Genomic DNA, 18,866 nt, shown 5'->3' on the forward strand with positions numbered 1-18,866 from the left:
CTTTAACCTCTCTATATTTGCTGAACAACTAAAAAGGGTAGGGGGGTGGTTGTAAATTGTATCTGTTCAGCAGAGTGGCAAAATAAGGTAGACGAGAAAAGACAACTATAGGAACAAATGGGTGTCATGCCAGTACGTGACACTGGTTTCCATCCAAAAGGGTGTCATTCCAGTGTCAGCTACTTTCATGACATCGTTTACTATGTGCCATATTGTAATGTTCGTACAGTTGTGGAATGAATCGCGGTATGACGTGTTGCTTGGGTCAGCTATAGTATAAATATACTAGGGGTTATAGTTTTCTTATGCTGCCTTTTTGTTATTAGACAACCACAATATAAAGGAGTGAAACGGATGCAAACAGTAGTGCATTTCTGCACCAAACGTATTACCTTTAACGAATAGTAAAATGTGAGATTTTTTGGAACTACCGTGGAGCAATTGCTCCACGGTTTCATTCTACTTAGAATCCACCCATGCCACTCATTTCTCCTGCACCCATAGGAGATGAAGCATTTTCTTTGCTTGGTACATCAACTATCATAGATTCAGTAGTTATCAGCACACTCGCAACAGATACCGCTGTTTCAAAAGCAATACGCACCACTTTTGCTGGATCAATCACACCAGCTGTAAATGCATTAGCGTAATTCATAGCCTCAACGTTGTATATAAGCTCTTTATCATTCTGCTTAATCAAATAGTCAATTATAACAGCAGATTCAAGACCAGCATTTTTAACTAACCTTCTAATTGGAGCACTGAGAACTTTCTTGATAATGTTTATGCCTATTTGCTCTTCGTCACTTGCACCTTTTAATTTGTCGAGAACAGATGAAGCATAAAGAAGCGCAACTCCACCACCTGGAACTATGCCTTCTTCAATTGCAGCTCTTGTTGCATGCAGCGCATCTTCGACTCTATCTCTACGTTCTTTAACTTCCACTTCAGTTGCTCCACCAACTTTGAGCACAGCAACGCCACCTGATAATTTCGCTAAACGTTCTCTTAGCTTTTCTTTATCATAATCAGAAGTTGAAGTTTCAATTTGAGATTTAATCTGCTCGATTCTAGCTTTCACACTGTCAGAATCGCTGTTTTCGCTGACAACTGTGGTATTATCTTTAGTAATTTTAACATTTTTAGCCGTACCAAGATCATCAAGCGTGAGATCTTCCATCTTGATTCCAAGTTCATCTTTTATGACGTACTTAGCACCAGTTAAAGTTGCTATGTCTTCGAGCATCTCCTTTCTTCTGTCACCAAAACCTGGAGCTTTTACTGCAGCAACTTTTAAACCACCACGCAATTTATTGATAACTAAAGTGCTTAATACTTCACCTTCGATATCCTCTGCAATAATAACCAAAGGTTTACCAGATTTAACAATAGCTTCAAGAATAGGAAGTAAAGGTTGAATAATATTTAATTTTTTCTCTGTAATTAATAGATAAGGATTATCAAGCTCCACGATCATTTTTTCATTATTTGTAATAAAATACGGAGAAAGATAACCGCGATCAAATTGCATGCCAGTAGTCAGCTCAACTTCTAACTCTTTTGAACCTTTACTCTCTTCAACAGTTATTACACCCTCTTTTCCAACTTTTTTCACGGAATCAGCGATACTGTTACCTATATCCTTATCACCATTTGCAGAGATTATTGCAACTTGTGCCACTTCGTCTATTTTCTCTAGAGAAATTGTACGAGACATTGACGCAATTTCCTTTAATATTACATCTTTTGCCTTCTGTATTCCGTTTTTAATACCAACACGATCGTTTCCAGCAGCAATTGATTTTGAAGCTTCCATTATCATGTTGCTAGTTAGTATTGAGCACGTTGTTGTACCATCACCAACTTTATCGTTACATTGAGAACAACTTTGTGCAAAGATGCTTGCTATCGCAGCGTTTAATGGTTTTTCAGGCTTGATACCCTTCATCACCTTATAACCATCTTTTGTAATTTCTGGTGCTCCATAGGGCTTATTAATCCCTACTGTTTTTCCTCTAGGTCCTGCAGTTATTGCTACCGTTGAATCCACTATTGCTGCAACTTCACGAAAGGCTTCTTGCAACTGCTCACCTGATACTACTACATTAGTCATTTTTATCACCTCTTGTTAATAAAAAATTTAGAAAACTATAATAAAATCATTTACAATGCGCTATGTTGCGCTTTGTTTCAGTTTAGTAAAATAAAGACTGCTACTTAATGACAGCAAGTATATCGGACTCTTTCATCACGATAAGCTTCTCATTATTATGTTCTATTTCTGTACCAGCCCATTGGCGATAGAACACTTTATCACCAGCTTTCACAGTTAAAGTTACGCGTTCGCCACTTGAATTGCGTGAACCTTCACCAATTGCTATAACTTCACCTTTAGTAGGTTTCTTTTCAGCACTTGATGGAAGCACAATTCCACCTTGCTTTTCTTCGCTAATAGGCTTGATCAGCACGCTATCATCTAATACATTTAAACTTATACTTGACATTTGTTTTTCCTCATCAACAAATTAACTTATAAGTTTATATATATATACTCGTAAGTTAGATTTCAAGGGCTGGAGCTTGTAAAATATGCACGCCATTATAAAATATGCACGCCAAAAGCAGTTTCTAAAAGAGCCTAATGTTATATAATAAAATTTAGATTTATTTATAGAGATTTCATGAGTTATATACCATTTTTAAGTCGTGGTGTGATAGTGCTATATGGGCCTGACACTAGAGATTTTCTGCAGGGTATTATAACCAATGATATTAATAAGTTGGATAGCCAAAAAGCCATTTACTCTTTATTGCTTAGCCCTCAGGGAAAATATCTATATGATTTTTTTCTTATTGAATATGGTAAATACACCCTCTTGGAGTGCGAAAACATGCACTTGCAGCAAATAATCGAGAAACTGGATTTGCTTAAAACTTATTTGAAAGTGAAAATTAAAGACGTTAGCGCACTATATAAGGTTGGAGTTTTGTTTAATACTAAGTTGGCGGAGTGTAGTGGTAAGTCACAAGTTATTTTTCAAGATCCAAGGCACAAGCTGCTAGGAATGAGGATCATACATAAAGATGAAATAAAAGAGCCGGTTGGGGATTTTACTCAGTATGAAAAAGTTAGAATTCAAAATCTCGTTCCAGATGGAGCGAAAGATATGGTGCAGAATTCATCATTTCCACTGCAATTTTTAATCGATAAAGTAAACGGTATAAGCTTTAATAAGGGGTGTTATATAGGTCAGGAAGTCGTAAATCGAATGAGCAGACAAGAAATATTCAGAAGAAAACTTTACCTTGTTGAGGGAGATAACGCACTTCCAGATATTGGCACTAAAGTGACAAATGAAAATAATGAGGAAATAGGGGAACTGCGCTCTAGTGTAGACAACATTGGATTTGCATTGCTTAATACTGGAAAGAGCCATGCAAATTTATATGCAGATGGAGTTAGGTGCGTTAAGACGTTGAAGTCTTAAGGTAGCGCATATAGAAACGAAAAACTTGCTTGACACCCTTCGCCAGCACCCTTATCATAACAGTGAAGCTATTTCATTTAACTTCGCAATCTGTGCAGATTAAAACGACAAGGACTCCTGATATAATGTTGAACATTTTTTTTCTGCATTTCCGGGAATGTTCAAAAAAGCATACGCGTCAAGTTAAGGAAATAAAGGTATGAAAGAGATAGAATAATAAGGTATAAGTTCTCCCAGATATACTTTTAGTGAGAGAACCAATGAATAAAATAACTTGCTTATCAAAAAAGCTCAAAGAATTTTTTAATGAAAAAGCAGAGAAAATCTCAATTACAACAAGGTTTATAAAAAGAAAGAGAAAGCTAAAAGGTTCATCATTCGTAAAAGCCATGGTCTTGGGTAATATAGGAGTTGATAATTGTAGCGTAGAAACAATGTGTCAATTACTAAACGAGGACTCGATAGATATAACAAAACAAGGTTTGGATTTTAGATTTACTGAAGAAGCAGTGGAATTTATGAAAAGGATGTATAATGAATCTGTGATTCTCTTTAAAAATATCTTGCAAGTTGATTGCAAAATCTTACAGCAATTTAATAGTGTTAAATTATTGGACAGTAGCTATATTACTCTACCTAACAGTATGGAAGAGATGTATAAAGGTTATGGTACTAGCTACAGTGGCTATGAAAGCAATACTAAGTCTGGAATAAAGTTACAATTAGTTTTCGACTACATGAATCAGATAATAGACCAACTTAATTTAACGGAGGGGGTAAGATCAGACCAGGGATATAGGAAACATTTAAGTAATATATTAAGCAATGATTTGCTAATATCTGATCTCGGTTATTTTGTGCCAAGTTCTTTTAAACAAATCAATGAAATAGGAGCTTATTTCATAAGTCGTTATAAATCCGATACCAACATATATGATGTAGAAACAAATCAAAAAATGGAGTTATTAGAATGTTTAGAGGATAAGTTATTTTTAGAAAACGAGGTATTGTTAGGAAAAGAAGCAAAAATTAGAGTAAGAATTATATGTCAGAAACTAACTGAAGAACAGTCTATGGCCAGAAGAAGGAAAGCTAATAGATTAGCAAGATCGCAGGGATATACATCCTCTAAAAGAAATCAAAAATTGTTGAACTGGTCAATATTTATAACTAATGTTCCAGAAAATAAAATTAGTGCTGAGCAAGTATTAACGATTTACAGAGTAAGGTGGCAAATTGAGTTATTATTTAAATTGTATAAAAGCCATATCAGGCTTGATAAGCTAAAAGGAAAGCCATGCAGAGTATTATGTGAACTATATGCTAAATTGTGCGCAATTCTTATATTTCACGGCATAGTTGGTTGCACAGAAGTGAAAAAGAATACAGAACTTAGCTTAACAAAGGCATTTATTGAGCTAAAAAGGCGGGTTAGAGAGTTATTTTTAGTATTAACCAAAATTAATAGTTTAAAAGCATTTCTTAAAAAACTCACTATAACTTGGTCGCGATTTTCATTAAAAGACAAACGTAGAAGGGCTAGAGTATCCACTTTAACCTCTCTAAATTTGCTCACAATCTCTTAACTTGACGCGTATGATCATCACCACAGTCCGAACTGTCTTCTGAGTTCCCATCACTATCTGACCAATTGTTAACTTTCGGAAATTCTGAGCTTTTCTGTTCACCTTCAAAAGTCTGATTACTACCACCAGCGCCCTTTGTCAAATTTTCTTTACTTTCACAAGAACCATCTGAACCATAGCCCTCATTCCCTTTTGGATCTGAATCATCTGGATTACAATCAGAAGTTATTTCTGTATCTTCAGAAATCTGTTGATTATCACTTTCACCTAACAAACCACCATTTGTTGGATTACATACATTTTCTGTATATTTTTGATTATTTTGTGCTTCTATTTTCCTCTTCTTGTACAACGGTTCAAACTGATCAATTTCAATCGATCGTACTCGTTTCCTTGAAGGAAAGTCCTCTGGAATCTGATCCTCATCGTCAGAATTGTGACCTGAATCACAAATTACATGATCATTGCAGGTAGAATTATGCTCTACTGAATCAGTACTTTCAAAAATTTGTGGATTATTACTCACGTCTGGCAAATCACCTGATAAACCAGTCTGATGATTATTTTCACCTGCCCAACCATCAGTTGGTGTTGGAATGCATATTCCTGTATATCTTTGGCTATCAAGAGAATCATTAGTTAATTGTACTGCTGTATAAGTTGCCCGGTCATCCTCATCATCGGAACTAATACCTGAATCATGGCCATCACCTTCTTCAATCTTTTGAGTTTCTATATCGTGTTCATTTATTTCGCTCGACGAATCATAGTTGGAAGGGTTATACTGTTGATTAGGACGTTTAAAAATTTGATGCCAATCGCTGTAAGGCTCCTTAAAATCGAAAGCAGTGCGTATAGCTTTTTCCTTGTCTGATACCCCACCATTCATATTGTATAACCATTACTCACTAATCCCTTAGTGAATATCGTAATATATAGGTCTGTCAATAAAAAAATATAACTTTCTTTGGTTCTAACCTTTGCAAATCAGTATCTATAGCCCGGTAATTTCTCATATATTGCACTCTGGACCTAGGAGCGTTGTTAATAAATCCACGACAGCTAGACAACCTTCGCCCGTTTACTAAAAGGAAAAGCAGCAAAGAGCGAACCAAAAGCGATAAGAAAGGATCCAAGCCAGATTATAGACATTCCAGGTTTATAGTGCACTTTGGCTGCGATTTTGCTCTTACTCTTATCAATCTCTCCAATTACAACATAAATATCAGAAAATAAATTGTGGTAGATACTGCTTTCAACATTTTTCTGACCTTCCACAAGGTAAAATCTATATTCAGGGGTCATCTCACCTAATATCTTATTATTCAGCAAATTCCTGATATCCATTGTACCCCTCACTGCATGGAAATTTTTTTCTTTTATTAGCTCAATATTTCGTAAAGTAACTTTAAATTTATTGACTGTTATGCTATCCCCTATTTTTAAGTAATTTTCTTTTTTCTCCTGCCAACCAACCGAATATGCTATACCAAGCACTAGAATTGCCACTCCAGCATGAGCTGCCATCATTGCATAGTAGGATTTAGAAACTTTTCTTGCTAATAAAATTGATTCACCAAATGCTACCTTAAATAAACAAATTCTTTTACTGTATGCTTCTAAAACAAAGATTAATAATGCTATGGAGATAGTAATTGATAGCACAATTATTAGCTCCATGTGAAAAATAAACGGCAAAATAGCTGCAGCACTACAAAATGAAAATCTATATTCACGGAATATTGGCAATAGACTATTTCCCTGCCAACTGCAGTATTGCCCAATTATCGTGAGGGCTAGAATAGCCAGTGCAATAGGGTTAAATAAGGAATTATAGTATGGTGCTCCAACTGAAATTAATTTACCGGTTAAATATTCGAGCACTGTAGGGTATAAAGTGCCAACGAACACAATGAAAAAGGCAGTGATGAATAATAAATTGTTCATCAGCATCATCGTAAGGCGTGAAAAGAATCTTCTACCCTCTGTCACTTGAGTAGCAGGTTTCTTTTCAGATTCCAGTGTCAAGCATTGGAATGACATCGCAGACGTGTGATTTTTTCTCGTAAATACTACAAATATTACTAAGCTACTGACTGTAATTACACCAAGTAGAGCTAATATATATAGTCCATATCTTGGATCATCTGCAAACGTGTGCACTGAGGTAAGTATTCCTGAGCGGACTAGAAATGTTCCAGTCACACTCAATATAAAAGTTGTAAGCGTAAGTAAAATAGCAAAGTTCCTTAAAACATTGAAATTTCGCACCACGAGCAACAAATGTGTCAGCGCTACTGCAATTAGCCACGGCATCAAAGAAACGTTTTCCACTGGATCCCAAAACCAAAATCCACCCCACCCAAGTTCGCGATATGCCCACCAGCTACCTAAGCTGATGCCCAAAGTGAGCAGCGACCAAGAAATAAGTACCCAAGACCTGACAATTTTAGCCCAAACATTTCCTTCAGTATTTAAAATTAATCCAGCTATAGAGAGCGAAAAAGGAACGCTAAATCCAAGGTACCCCAAATATAATATCGGTGGATGAATAGCAAGGCCTATATCCTGCAATATCGGATTAAAACCCAATCCATCTGTTTCAATGCCTGGCATTTTAGTGAAGGGGCTGGATTCAATTAAAGTGAACAGCAAAAAACAAAAGCAAATCAGCCCATGAGTGATAAGAGATATTTTTTTTAATTTACTACCATTAGTTCGTTCTGGTGTCATTCCAGTGCTTGACACTGGAATCCAGTTTTTATTACACTGCCATTTGATGTACTCATTTGCAATTAAATTGTCTGGATCCCAGTGTCTGGGCACTGGGATGACAGAAGAAGAGACTGGGATGACAGAGGGGGAAACTGGGATGACAGAAGGTATATAAATATCCATTAGTAATAAATACATGACAAGCACTAAGGTCCAAAGCAACATGGACCCTTCTTTGTTTCCCCAAACACCACAAATCTTGTAGATCAAAGGTTTTGTTGTGTGTGAGTGGTAGTATACGTTTTCAAGTGAAAAATCATTTGTAATGTGGCAGTAGATCAAAATAGCCATTGACACTGATACACAAAAAAATATGGCAGTGGTAATAAACCGACAAGAACTAAGCGGTAAAAACAAATATGTCAAAGACAATAAGCAGGCTAGCAATAGCAATATATTCCCAAGTTCAGGCATAAAAAATTATAGTTTTTATATAAACAATATTACTGATGACAAGTTAGAAGTTAAAGTGTTAATTGATGCTAGCATAATGCTCCCGTAGTTAGCTGTGCTAGTATTAATTAAAAATTAAATATTAAATCTTTATACTTTTATAGATAGCGTTAATATTGAGGTAACATTGTGGGTACAACTAAGATTAGTAAATTTCCATTCAATATAAAAGGTAAAGTGGCAAAACAACATGCCGAACCAATAATCGAAAAAAATCTCTATACTATTTTAGGATTCAAAGATATAGAAGATTTTGAAAATAAGACAAGTAAGCTTGTTAATAAAAAAGTTTGGCAATCATTTGTTGACTGCTTTGCAAAAGAAATAGATTATGCAGCAACCGAAAAAGTTGTAAAAAGCATCGTTTGTAACATTGCAAAGAGTGATCGCGGTGATGCTTTTACCAAAACTGAACATCTCATATTAAATGAAAAACAAGATAATAAAAAGAGAGAAAAAGCGATTAGAAAAGCTATTAGTATTTTGAGAAAAATCAATCCAGAAAAAGCCTTTAATGAACTTTCAGTAATAAAAAAACAAGCTGAAGATTTTTTACAAACCGATTTTTGTAAAGCACAGAGTAAATCACTTCAAGGATTTGCTCCCTCTGGTGGACAGCTCTTTGCGGAAACTCTGAAATATATAGAAACACTAGAAAGATTATCCGAAGTAAAAAAAGAAGGGCTAGTTAAAGATTTCTTGTTAAATCATGTTAGTTCATTGAATAAAAAGTATCCTAAATCACAAGGTAAAAGGGAAGATGCTATAACAATACTATCAAGTGATGAGTTGAAGAATTTTTACAATAAAGGTGTAGAAGAAGGAATATTACAACCAATGGCATCTTACAAAGAATGTAGAAACCTGTATGACAAAATGAACCAGATAAAAAATGAATCCAAAAGTATAATTAAAAGAGAAGAACGGGAAGAAAATTCGAAGAAAATAGATAAGTCGATAGTCAGCGCGATTAATGACATAAAAAAACATAGAGAAGCAATCCTTAACTGTAAAGACTTTCAAAGTTCTTACATAAAAGAGAAAAAAGAACATCCATTTAGAGGCAACGCATGTCAAAAAATGATTGATATATATCAAGAGAGAATTGTTGGATATCAGGAGAAAATTCGTCAAAACTTAAACCAAATAAAAGCGATATTAAAAAGTGCGCCGCAAGAAATGGATGAAGAATTAGAGGAAATAATCGATGGTATACATGAAGCAAAACAGTTCGATGAAGATTTTGATTCAGCTTTAATTTGTTTATCGAACATGCAGAATGAGCCAGATATTCAACTGGAAAATCCTCCAACAGAGCTAAGAGTTTCACACATTAACGTTAAAACTAAGCTAATTAGGTTATAAGGGCGGGATTTTTGGGATAATTTTAATTCAAGACAGCTCTTAGTCTGTGTTTTAATTTGGTTGTGTTTTATTAAAAAAACTTTAGATTTATTGCATAATTGATACTCAAATATAATGACTCAAACTTGGAATTTGTTGCAAACAGGGCAAAAGGAAGGCTATAAAATTGCGTATACTAATGCTCGTATTATCGACCCAGAAACTAAACTTGATATAAAAGGTTCGCTATTGACTGAAGGGGATAAAATTGTTGATTTTGGCGAATCATTATTTTCAACAAGTGGAGTTGATGAAACAATAGACTGTAAAGGGCTTGTTCTAATGCCAGGCCTTATTGACATTCACGTACATTTTCGTGAACCAGGCCAGGAACATAAAGAAACTATATATACAGGCAGCAAATCTGCAGCTGCGGGGGGAGTTACAACTGTAGTTTGTCAGCCAAACACTGTTCCAGCAATTGATAGCGTTATTTTGGCTAAATATTTGAAATATAGAGCACTTGAAACTTCACATGTAAACGTTGAATTTTACGCTAAAATCACCACTTCGGAAGAACACCTGACTGAAATGGCACTTTTAAAGGAAGCAGGTGCGGTTGGGTTCACCGATGATGGCATGCCAGTTATGAACCCAATGATTATGAGACAGGCGCTGCTTTATTCAAGTATGCTGAATGTTCCTATTGCTCAACATGCAGAAGATTTAAATTTATCAGCAGGTGGTGCAATCAACGAAGGTAAAATTTCTGAAGAATTGGGAGTAAAGGGGATCTTAAGTGCGTCAGAATCGGTTATGGTAAGTCGCGATATACTGCTCATGAAAGATATGGAGAATGTGCACTACCATATTCTACATGTCTCTTCAAAAGATTCACTTGATGCTATTAAACGTGCAAAAGATTTGGGATTAAATGTTACGTGCGAAGTAACCCCTCATCACTTCACTTTGACTGAAGATATAGTAAAACAACATGGGGCAATTGCAAAAATGAACCCGCCACTTCGCACTGAAGAAGATCGTTTAGCTATGGTTGAAGGTTTAAAGACAGGTGTGATTGATTGCATTGCAACCGATCATGCTCCGCATGATCGTAGTTCTAAAGATCTGCCACTTGAAAATGCTGCATTTGGTATTGTTGGTCTTGAAACAATGCTGCCCCTTTCACTTGAACTCTATCACAGTGGGCAAATGGGTCTACTTGATGTGCTCGCAAAATTGACATATAAGCCTGCAGATATAATACACATACCACGTGGTCGTATACAAAAAAACCTTGCTGCAGACTTAATTTTAGTTGACCTCAATCATGAATGGGAAATTAAAACTGACAACTTTGCTAGTAAATCAAAGAATTCTCCTTTCGATGGTCGCAAAGTAAAAGGACACGTAGTACGTACTGTTGTGTCCGGCAAAACTATATACTCGCAGAAGAGTTAGTTATCATATCTTATCTATTCCAATTTGTTATCACCAGAATGGGCTAAGTGCACCTAAATTTAAATTAAGAAATCTTACACTGTCTCCGAATAAACACATCCTCTTATCTTTCCCTAATCTGTAAAGTTATTTTGTCTATCAATCTGATTCCAAAACAGCAAAATTATTGTATAATGTTACTTTGAAGTTTTATTTTCAATGCACAAGTTTGCAATACTTTTTTCTATACTGCTTGCAATAGTTGCTTACTACCTAAACAATGAAATCATATTTGAAATAGCAAAGCTATTTAGTGATATCTTTATCAGCTTGCTCAAATTAATAAGCTTACCTTTGGTTTTTTTATCCATAGTTTCCACAATTTCCGGGCTCAAAGACTCAATTGAAATCAAAGTCTTAGTTAAGAAAACACTATTTTATACTCTGCTTACAACTATTATAGCTGCGTTTGTTGCATTATCGTTTTATTTGTTAATAGATCCAGCAAGAAAAAATTTCATAAGTAATACAATAGGGAGTATTAACAGCAATAACCACAGTTATTTTTCATATTTAAAATCACTCATTCCTTCTAATTTTGTGCAAGTTTTTCTTGAAAATAATATGATTGGTAGCATATTAATCGCTTTTTTGATGGGTGGAGCTATTGTTTCACTTTCAAAAGAAAAGCAGGATATATTACATCAAATATTCTCTGCACTTTTTGATACGCTACTTAAAATTGCTCAGGGGTTACTAAAATTCATTCCGCTTGCTGTGTGGTCCTTTATCACATGTTTTTTGCATGAATTAAAAGGCGGTAGTGAGTTCTACAATCTTTTATGGTATTTTGTTTGCATAATGTCTGCAAATTTTGTGCAGGCATTTCTGATTTTACCGCTATTTATGTGGTATAAAGGCATATCACCAATTCAAACGCTGAAAGGGGTTATGCCAGCACTCACACTTGCGTTTTTTTCTAAATCATCCAGTGCAACATTGCCAACAACTATAGAATGTGTGCAGAACAAGCTAAAGGTGCCAAAGAAATTATCGTCTTTTATTTTACCAATATGCACAACAATTAACATGAATGCATGTGCTGCATTTATACTAATCACTGTAATGTTTGTTGCAGAAATGAACGGATACGTATTTTCCTTAAGCGAAATGTTGATATGGATTTTTTTAGCTACAGGGGCTGCAATTGGTAACGCTGGAGTGCCGATGGGGTGCTATTTTATGGCAACCAGTTATCTCATGTCGATGAATGTTCCTCTGCATATTATGGGACTGATTTTGCCTATTTATACAATCATCGATATGTTTGAAACTGCAATAAATGTGTGGTCTGATGTTTGTATCACTCAGATAATTAATAAAGAATGTAATAGTGAAACTTAAAAAATGATATTAGACGAAAATAACCTAATAATAAAAGAATTTAAAGAAGCAGAAGCAATTTTGCATGGGCATTTTGTTTTATCATCCGGGCTGCATAGTGACACATACATACAGTGTGCGAAGATTTTTGAAAATCCAAGCAGAGCCATGAAAGTTTGCGCATTATTAGCAGATAAAATAAAAAAAGAATTAAATAGCTCCATAGATTTAATATTATCTCCTGCAATTGGTGGAATAATTGTGGGTTATGAGATTGGCAGGCAGCTTGGAATAAAGACAATGTTTTGCGAGCGCGTTAATGGTAAGTTTGAATTACGCCGTGGATTTAAGATCAAAAAGGGTAAGAAAATATTGCTCATTGAAGATGTAATAACCACAGGTAAATCTTCACTTGAAGCAGTGGAATGTGCAGAAGGGGAAGGAGGTAAAGTTGTTGCTGAAGCTTCTTTGATAAAGAGAAATAGTGAAACGAAACTGCCTTTTCCTGTCATATCTTTGATTGAACTGAACATCAAAAACTACAGCGAGGAAGAACTTCCAAGTGAATTAAAACAACTACCCATAACAAAACCTGGGAGTAGGGAATATTTAACAAAGTAATCCTATAATATCTTGGAAACACAGCATTTATACACAGCTTTAGTTATTTACTCCAAGTGTATTTTATGTATACTTATTACTAAATTAATTTTGAAATGATAGAAAATGAACGAATTTAAATCGATCCGAAATATAGCAATAATCGCACACGTTGACCACGGTAAAACTACTTTACTTGATAACATGTTAAAACAAAGTGGCACATTCCGCGAGAATCAAGAAGTTCAAGAACGAGTGATGGATAGTGGTGATCAAGAGCGTGAACGCGGAATTACAATACTTGCAAAATGTACATCAATAATGTGGGGCGATGAAAAGATCAATATTATTGACACGCCAGGGCACGCGGACTTTGGTGGGGAAGTGGAAAGGGTATTGTGCATGGCAGATGGTGTGTTGCTGCTGGTTGACGCTGCAGAAGGTCCCATGCCACAAACAAAATTTGTGCTCTCAAAAGCACTAAAAGCAAATTTGAAGCCAATTGTGATAATCAATAAGGTCGACCGACCAGACAGCAGAATTGATGAAGTATTAAATGAAATATATGAGTTATTTTTTAACCTTGATGCAACCAACGAGCAGCTAGATTTTCCAGTGTTGTATGCTTCAGGTAGAAATGGCTGGTGTGCTAAGGAGCTTTCTGATGAAAGAAAAGATTTAAGCCCATTATTTTCAACGGTTATAGATTATATAAAACCTCCTGTTTATAATCAAAATGCACCTTTTGCTATGTTGGTCACTCTACTTGAGTCTGATAAGTTTCTTGGCAGAATATTGACAGGAAAGGTTTATCAGGGCATTGCAAAAGTCAATTCAGATCTTAAGGTGCTTGACCTCGATGGCAAAGTAATTGAACGAGGAAGATTAACTAAGTTGCTCTCATTTTCTGGCTTGAAACGCATTCCAGTAGAACAAGCTGTGGCGGGAGACATAATTGCAATTGCAGGACTTGAGGAAGCTTCGGTTTCAGATACTATAGCAGCACCAGAAGTTACAACTGCAGTAAGCTCAACTCCAGTTGATCCGCCAACAATGGCGATTACTCTGAGCGTTAATGATTCACCTTTTGCTGGGCAAGAAGGTACAAAGCTTACTTCAACTGCTATAAAGGATCGTTTATATGCGGAAGCAGAAACAAATGTTGCAATTACTGTGACTTTGGCACCAAGCGGTGAAGCATTTGAAGTAGGTGGGCGTGGTGAGTTACAGCTTGGAGTGTTAATTGAAAATATGAGGAGAGAAGGTTTTGAGCTTTCGGTATCACGCCCTCGCGTGTTATTTAAAGAAGAAGGCGGTAAAAAACTTGAACCTATAGAGGAAGTAGTAATTGATGTAGATGATGAATATAGTGGAATCATCATGGAAAAACTCAGCTTCCGTAAAGGTGAAGTAACTGACATGAGACCTTCTGGTAATGGCAGGACAAGATTAACGTTTTTAGTGCCATCAAGAGGATTAATCGGTTATCAAGGAGAGTTTTTAACTGATTCTCGTGGCACAGGCATAATTAACCGTTTATTTCACAGTTATGCTCCACATAGAGGTCCAATTTCTGGAAGGCGCAATGGAGTTTTAATTTCTACAGATAAGGGTGAGGCTGTGGCATATGCAATTTTCAATTTGCAAGACAGGGGAATTATGTTTATTAAGCCACAGGATAAGGTATATTGTGGCATGGTTGTCGGCCAGCATAGCCGTGACAATGATTTGGAGATAAATGTGTTAAAGGGTAAGCAATTAACAAACGTAAGAGCTTCAGGTAGTGATGAAGCTATAAAGCTCACTCCACCAAAGATAATGACACTGGAGGATATGATAGCGTATATAGATGATGATGAATTGGTGGAAGTAACTCCAAAATCTATACGTTTACGCAAGAAATTCCTTGATCCAAATGAACGTAAGCGTGCAGGAAGGGCAAAGAATAAGGAGTAATCAGAGGTTGAACATTTGCGAAAAATAGTGTATAATTATTCGTCTCCTAATTGTATTTAATTATGGCCTTTTCGAAATTTCTCGATCCAAAAAACAATTTCGCGTTCAAGAGAATATTTGGCACTGAGAAAAATAAAGATATTCTCATTCACTTTCTCAATGATATATTGGGCTTCGCTGGCAAAGATGAAATAGAAGAAATAGAATTTCTCAGCACTATCATGGATGCTGAGATTGCCTCTAAAAAACAAAGTATTGTTGATGTTTTCTGTACTGATTCTGCTGGAACCCAGCTAATTATTGAAATGGTGCGACCTGAAAGTCTTCGGTCATATTGTTTAAAAGGAGAGGAATTCCTTCAGAAAGAAACTAAAAGAGTTCTAAAACTTATTAAACCAGATGTTTTGCCATCTGAGTCTACGCATCAGTGCGAATCGGGTAACCGGTTGGTGCCAAGCGATGCGGACAATGAACCTCCTCTTGAAAAAGAAGATGCTCAATCGTGAAAGGAGCATAAACTACAAGCATCATGTGGTTGGAGAGCTAGGCTTAGTGGTATGGTGAACGTAAGTGAAGCTTCATAAGTATCGTAACGATTAAAGAGCTAAAGATGCTGATAAGCTCCGACCAAAAGGTAATGTGACATTTTTCATTTCTGGATGTACGCAAATCACCGGTATAGAGAAGTCACCTAACCCACTGTTGTATGACAGAAGGAACAGGGTAAGCCTGTATTTCCGCCTATATGGCAAGCAAACCGCAAGGAACGCTGATGAAAATGCAGGTAAAGGATAATGGAGAAAGCGAATGCCATTTTGTAACGAAATGTATAGAATTTGTAACATTAATTCGCGTGAAAACGAGCAGATTTCCATTTGGTCCCTCGTGACAAGAAACTTTGTTAACCACTTGAGGTAGAGAAGCAGATGACCTTACCCACAGAAATGATGAAGAAATTAGGAATATTTTTTACAAAAAGGACAATACTAACAAAAGAACTTTATTCTATTTAAAATATAAAGTTACAATAAATTTTCCTGTCATCTCCAAATAAATTACATTAACTTAGTATTGTATATTGTTAATAACTTAAATAATACAACCATTTTCAGCAACAAAAACCAAAGGTCTTGAGATACAAGATATTTGTATGGTTACTATGATAGTTCCTTTTTTAAGAAAGTTTTAAATTTCATACTTAACAATAAGCAACTTTAGGTTTAAATTTATGAAATCAGTTGTTATATACATCAGCAAATACGAATTTAACTGGTGTTATGGACTTAAATAAATTTACCGAAAAAGCAAAAAGTCTAATTCAAAGTGCTCAGATGAAAGCGTTGGGAGCTGGGCATCAGATTTTTATGCCTGAGCATTTACTAAAAGTGATGCTTGAAGATGAATCAGGTTTAGTTCAGGATTTGATAAACGCTTGTGGTGGAAATGTGCAGAGTATTTCCGATGCTGTGGATAGTGCAATAAAAAAGTTGCCAGTAATTGAAGGTCCAGGAAGTGGTGGCCTTCAACTTTCAAGAGAAATAGCAAAAGTTTTTGAAGATTCAATTGGTATTGCAAAGAGAAATAAAGATTCATTTGTTGCTGTCGAGCGTTTACTGCAGGGCCTCACTGCACAAAAAGATGATACTGTAGGCAAAATTCTGGCAGAGAATGGTGTGACTCCACAAAAACTGAACTCAGTTGTTGCAGAAATGAGAAAGGGCAGCAGTGCGGACTCGCCAAACAGTGAGGAAAAATTAAATGCGGCAAAGAAATATACAAAAGATGTTACAGAGCTTGCTATGCAAGGAAAGCTTGATCCTGTAATTGGTCGTGATGAAGAGATCAGAAGAACTATGCAGGTATCACTGAGGCGGACAAAAAATAATCCAGTGCTGATCGGTGAACCTGGTGTTGGAAAAACTGCAATAGTTGAGGGGCTTGCAAATAGAATTGTTGCAAACGATGTACCACTTGGTTTGCATGATGCAAAGGTCTTAGCTTTGGATCTTGGAGCACTAATTGCTGGCACTAAGTTTAGAGGAGAATTTGAAGAAAGGTTAAAAGCAGTTATTAATGAGCTTTCGAGAGCGGAGGGAAAAGTTATCTTGTTTATAGATGAGCTTCATACTTTAGTTGAAGCAGGAGCAACAAGTGGTGCAATGGATGCCTCGAATCTGCTAAAGCCTGCTCTTGCGCGTGGAGAAATTCGCTGTATAGGAGCCACAACTTTAGATGAATATCGTCAGCATATAGAAAAAGATCCTGCACTTGCAAGGCGTTTCCAGCCCGTGTTTATTTCTCAACCAACTGAAACTGATACCATTTCAATACTCAGGGGTTTGAAGGAAAGATATGAGGTGCATCATGGTATAAGAATTACAGACGGTGCAATAATTGCTGCTGCAACGTTGTCCAATAGATATATAACAGATAGGTTTTTACCTGATAAAGCAATTGATTTGATTGATGAAGCAGCAAGTAGGGTGAGAATTGAAATGGATAGCAAGCCTGAAGTTATTGATGAACTTGAGAGAAAGGTTATACAGCTAAAGATTGAAGCAGAGGCTTTAAAAAAAGAAAGTGATGAAAATTCTAAACAGCGTTTAAAAAAGATAAATGAAGAGATCGAAAATCTAAACAGTAAATTTGCTGACTTGAACAGCAAATGGCAGATGGAAAAGAATAAAATAGCTAGAATACAAGAAACAGCCGAAAAATTAGATAACGCTAGAAAAGAGCTGGAATTGGCTCAGCGGAGTGGAAATTTAGGAAAAGCAGGAGAGCTGATGTATGGTGTGATCCCTCAGCTTGAGAATGAATTAAAAAATCAGGAAAAGGTTACTGATAGTTTCTTAAAGAAAGAAGTGACTGGAGATGATATTGCAAACATTGTTTCAAAGTGGACAGGAATTCCAGTTGATAATATGATGCATAGTGAAAAGGAAAAACTCCTTAACATGGAGAATGAAATAGGAAGAAGAGTAATAGGGCAGAAAGATGCAATAGAAGCGATAAGTAATGCAGTTAGGCGCTCCCGCTCTGGGGTGCAAGATACTAATCGACCTTTTGGTTCATTCTTATTCTTAGGCTCAACCGGGGTTGGTAAAACCGAACTTGCGAAAGCCTTAGCTGAATTTCTGTTTGACGATCAATCAGCGCTTCTGCGTTTTGATATGTCAGAATATATGGAAAAACATTCTGTTTCAAAGCTAATTGGCGCGCCTCCAGGGTATGTTGGCTATGAACAAGGTGGCAGATTAACTGAAGCGGTAAGAAGAAGGCCATATCAGGTTATTCTGTTTGATGAAATCGAGAAAGCAAATCCAGATATATTTAATCTATTGCTACAGATCTTGGATGAGGGGAGACTCACTGATAGTCATGGTAAATTAATTGATTTTCGCAACACCATACTGATTTTAACTTCTAACCTTGGCGCTGAGATAATGCTAAAAGGGAATGTTGATTCTGTAAGAAATGAAGTGATGCAAATAGTTAAATCAACATTTCGTCCAGAATTTTTAAACAGGCTGGATGAAATTATTATATTTCACAGTTTAACCAGAGATGACATCTATAAAATTATAGATGTTCAATTTTCTTATTTACAAAAAACACTTGCTAAGCGTAAACTGAGTATAAGTTTGTCGCAGGAAGCTAAAGAACTAATAGCACAAACTGGCTATGACCCTGAATATGGAGCAAGGCCCTTAAAAAGGGTTATACAAGAGTGTATTCAAAATAATTTAGCTAAATTAGTTTTATCAGGGGAAGTAGTAGAAAATGATGAGCTAATAGTGTACGCTCTTGATAATGAAATCTTAGTTAAAAAGGTTTAAGT

Annotated in this window: 12 protein-coding genes and 1 pseudogene; 9 read left to right on the forward strand and 4 right to left on the reverse strand. The window is 35.9% G+C overall.

Going from position 1 to position 18,866, the window contains the following annotated elements; translation table 11 throughout:
- Positions 1-463 precede the first annotated feature (463 nt).
- Both groL and OPR50_RS04140 read right to left on the reverse strand, forming a co-directional pair.
- Positions 464-2,113 (reverse strand): chaperonin GroEL, encoded by a 1,650-nt coding sequence (gene groL, locus OPR50_RS04135; RefSeq protein ID WP_265023823.1) that lies wholly within the window; start codon positions 2,111-2,113, stop codon positions 464-466.
- 100 nt (positions 2,114-2,213) lie between these two features.
- The gene (locus OPR50_RS04140) at positions 2,214-2,495 is read right to left on the reverse strand and encodes a co-chaperone GroES (protein WP_173862895.1); all 282 of its coding nucleotides are present in this window, start codon (positions 2,493-2,495) and stop codon (positions 2,214-2,216) included.
- Positions 2,496-2,681: 186 nt separating this feature from the next.
- Between OPR50_RS04140 and ygfZ the strand changes: the two genes are divergently transcribed.
- Both ygfZ and OPR50_RS04150 read left to right on the forward strand, forming a co-directional pair.
- Positions 2,682-3,488, forward strand: coding sequence for a CAF17-like 4Fe-4S cluster assembly/insertion protein YgfZ (gene ygfZ, locus OPR50_RS04145; RefSeq protein WP_155968877.1), 807 nt, complete (start codon positions 2,682-2,684; stop codon positions 3,486-3,488).
- Between the two features lie 260 nt (positions 3,489-3,748).
- Complete coding sequence (locus OPR50_RS04150) at positions 3,749-5,074, forward strand: IS4 family transposase (RefSeq protein ID WP_264339118.1); 1,326 nt, start codon at positions 3,749-3,751, stop codon at positions 5,072-5,074.
- Here the strand turns inward: OPR50_RS04150 and OPR50_RS04155 are convergent.
- Positions 5,061-5,963: a hypothetical protein gene (locus OPR50_RS04155; protein WP_264339178.1), complete on the reverse strand. Its 903-nt coding sequence runs from the start codon at positions 5,961-5,963 to the stop codon at positions 5,061-5,063. The two genes, OPR50_RS04150 and OPR50_RS04155, sit on opposite strands and share 14 nt — an antisense overlap.
- Positions 5,964-6,136: 173 nt before the next feature.
- Positions 6,137-8,263, reverse strand: a complete 2,127-nt coding sequence (locus OPR50_RS04160) for a heme lyase CcmF/NrfE family subunit (RefSeq protein ID WP_265023824.1) — start codon at positions 8,261-8,263, stop codon at positions 6,137-6,139.
- Positions 8,264-8,431: 168 nt separating this feature from the next.
- On the opposite strand from OPR50_RS04160, the gene OPR50_RS04165 reads away from it, so the two are divergent.
- The 7 genes and pseudogenes from OPR50_RS04165 (at position 8,432) to clpB (ending at position 18,864) form a co-directional block, all read left to right on the forward strand.
- On the forward strand, positions 8,432-9,667 hold the full coding sequence (locus tag OPR50_RS04165) for a hypothetical protein (RefSeq protein ID WP_265023825.1): 1,236 nt from the start codon (positions 8,432-8,434) through the stop codon (positions 9,665-9,667).
- 114 nt (positions 9,668-9,781) lie between these two features.
- A complete protein-coding gene (locus OPR50_RS04170; RefSeq protein ID WP_264339174.1) occupies positions 9,782-11,107 on the forward strand; it encodes a dihydroorotase in 1,326 nt (441 codons plus the stop codon).
- 198 nt (positions 11,108-11,305) lie between these two features.
- A complete protein-coding gene (locus OPR50_RS04175) occupies positions 11,306-12,490 on the forward strand; it encodes a dicarboxylate/amino acid:cation symporter (protein ID WP_155968759.1) in 1,185 nt (394 codons plus the stop codon).
- Between the two features lie 3 nt (positions 12,491-12,493).
- Positions 12,494-13,090: an orotate phosphoribosyltransferase gene (gene pyrE / locus OPR50_RS04180; RefSeq protein ID WP_265023826.1), complete on the forward strand. Its 597-nt coding sequence runs from the start codon at positions 12,494-12,496 to the stop codon at positions 13,088-13,090.
- Between the two features lie 105 nt (positions 13,091-13,195).
- On the forward strand, positions 13,196-15,025 hold the full coding sequence (gene typA, locus OPR50_RS04185; protein ID WP_265023827.1) for a translational GTPase TypA: 1,830 nt from the start codon (positions 13,196-13,198) through the stop codon (positions 15,023-15,025).
- Positions 15,026-15,087: 62 nt separating this feature from the next.
- A pseudogene (locus OPR50_RS08545) lies at positions 15,088-15,333 on the forward strand (PD-(D/E)XK nuclease family transposase); the annotation flags it as partial.
- A 969-nt stretch (positions 15,334-16,302) separates the two neighbouring features.
- Complete coding sequence (clpB, locus tag OPR50_RS04195; protein WP_264339172.1) at positions 16,303-18,864, forward strand: ATP-dependent chaperone ClpB; 2,562 nt, start codon at positions 16,303-16,305, stop codon at positions 18,862-18,864.
- Positions 18,865-18,866: the final 2 nt, after the last annotated feature.

The organism is Wolbachia endosymbiont (group A) of Epagoge grotiana, from assembly GCF_947251775.1.
Lineage (GTDB): Bacteria > Pseudomonadota > Alphaproteobacteria > Rickettsiales > Anaplasmataceae > Wolbachia > Wolbachia pipientis.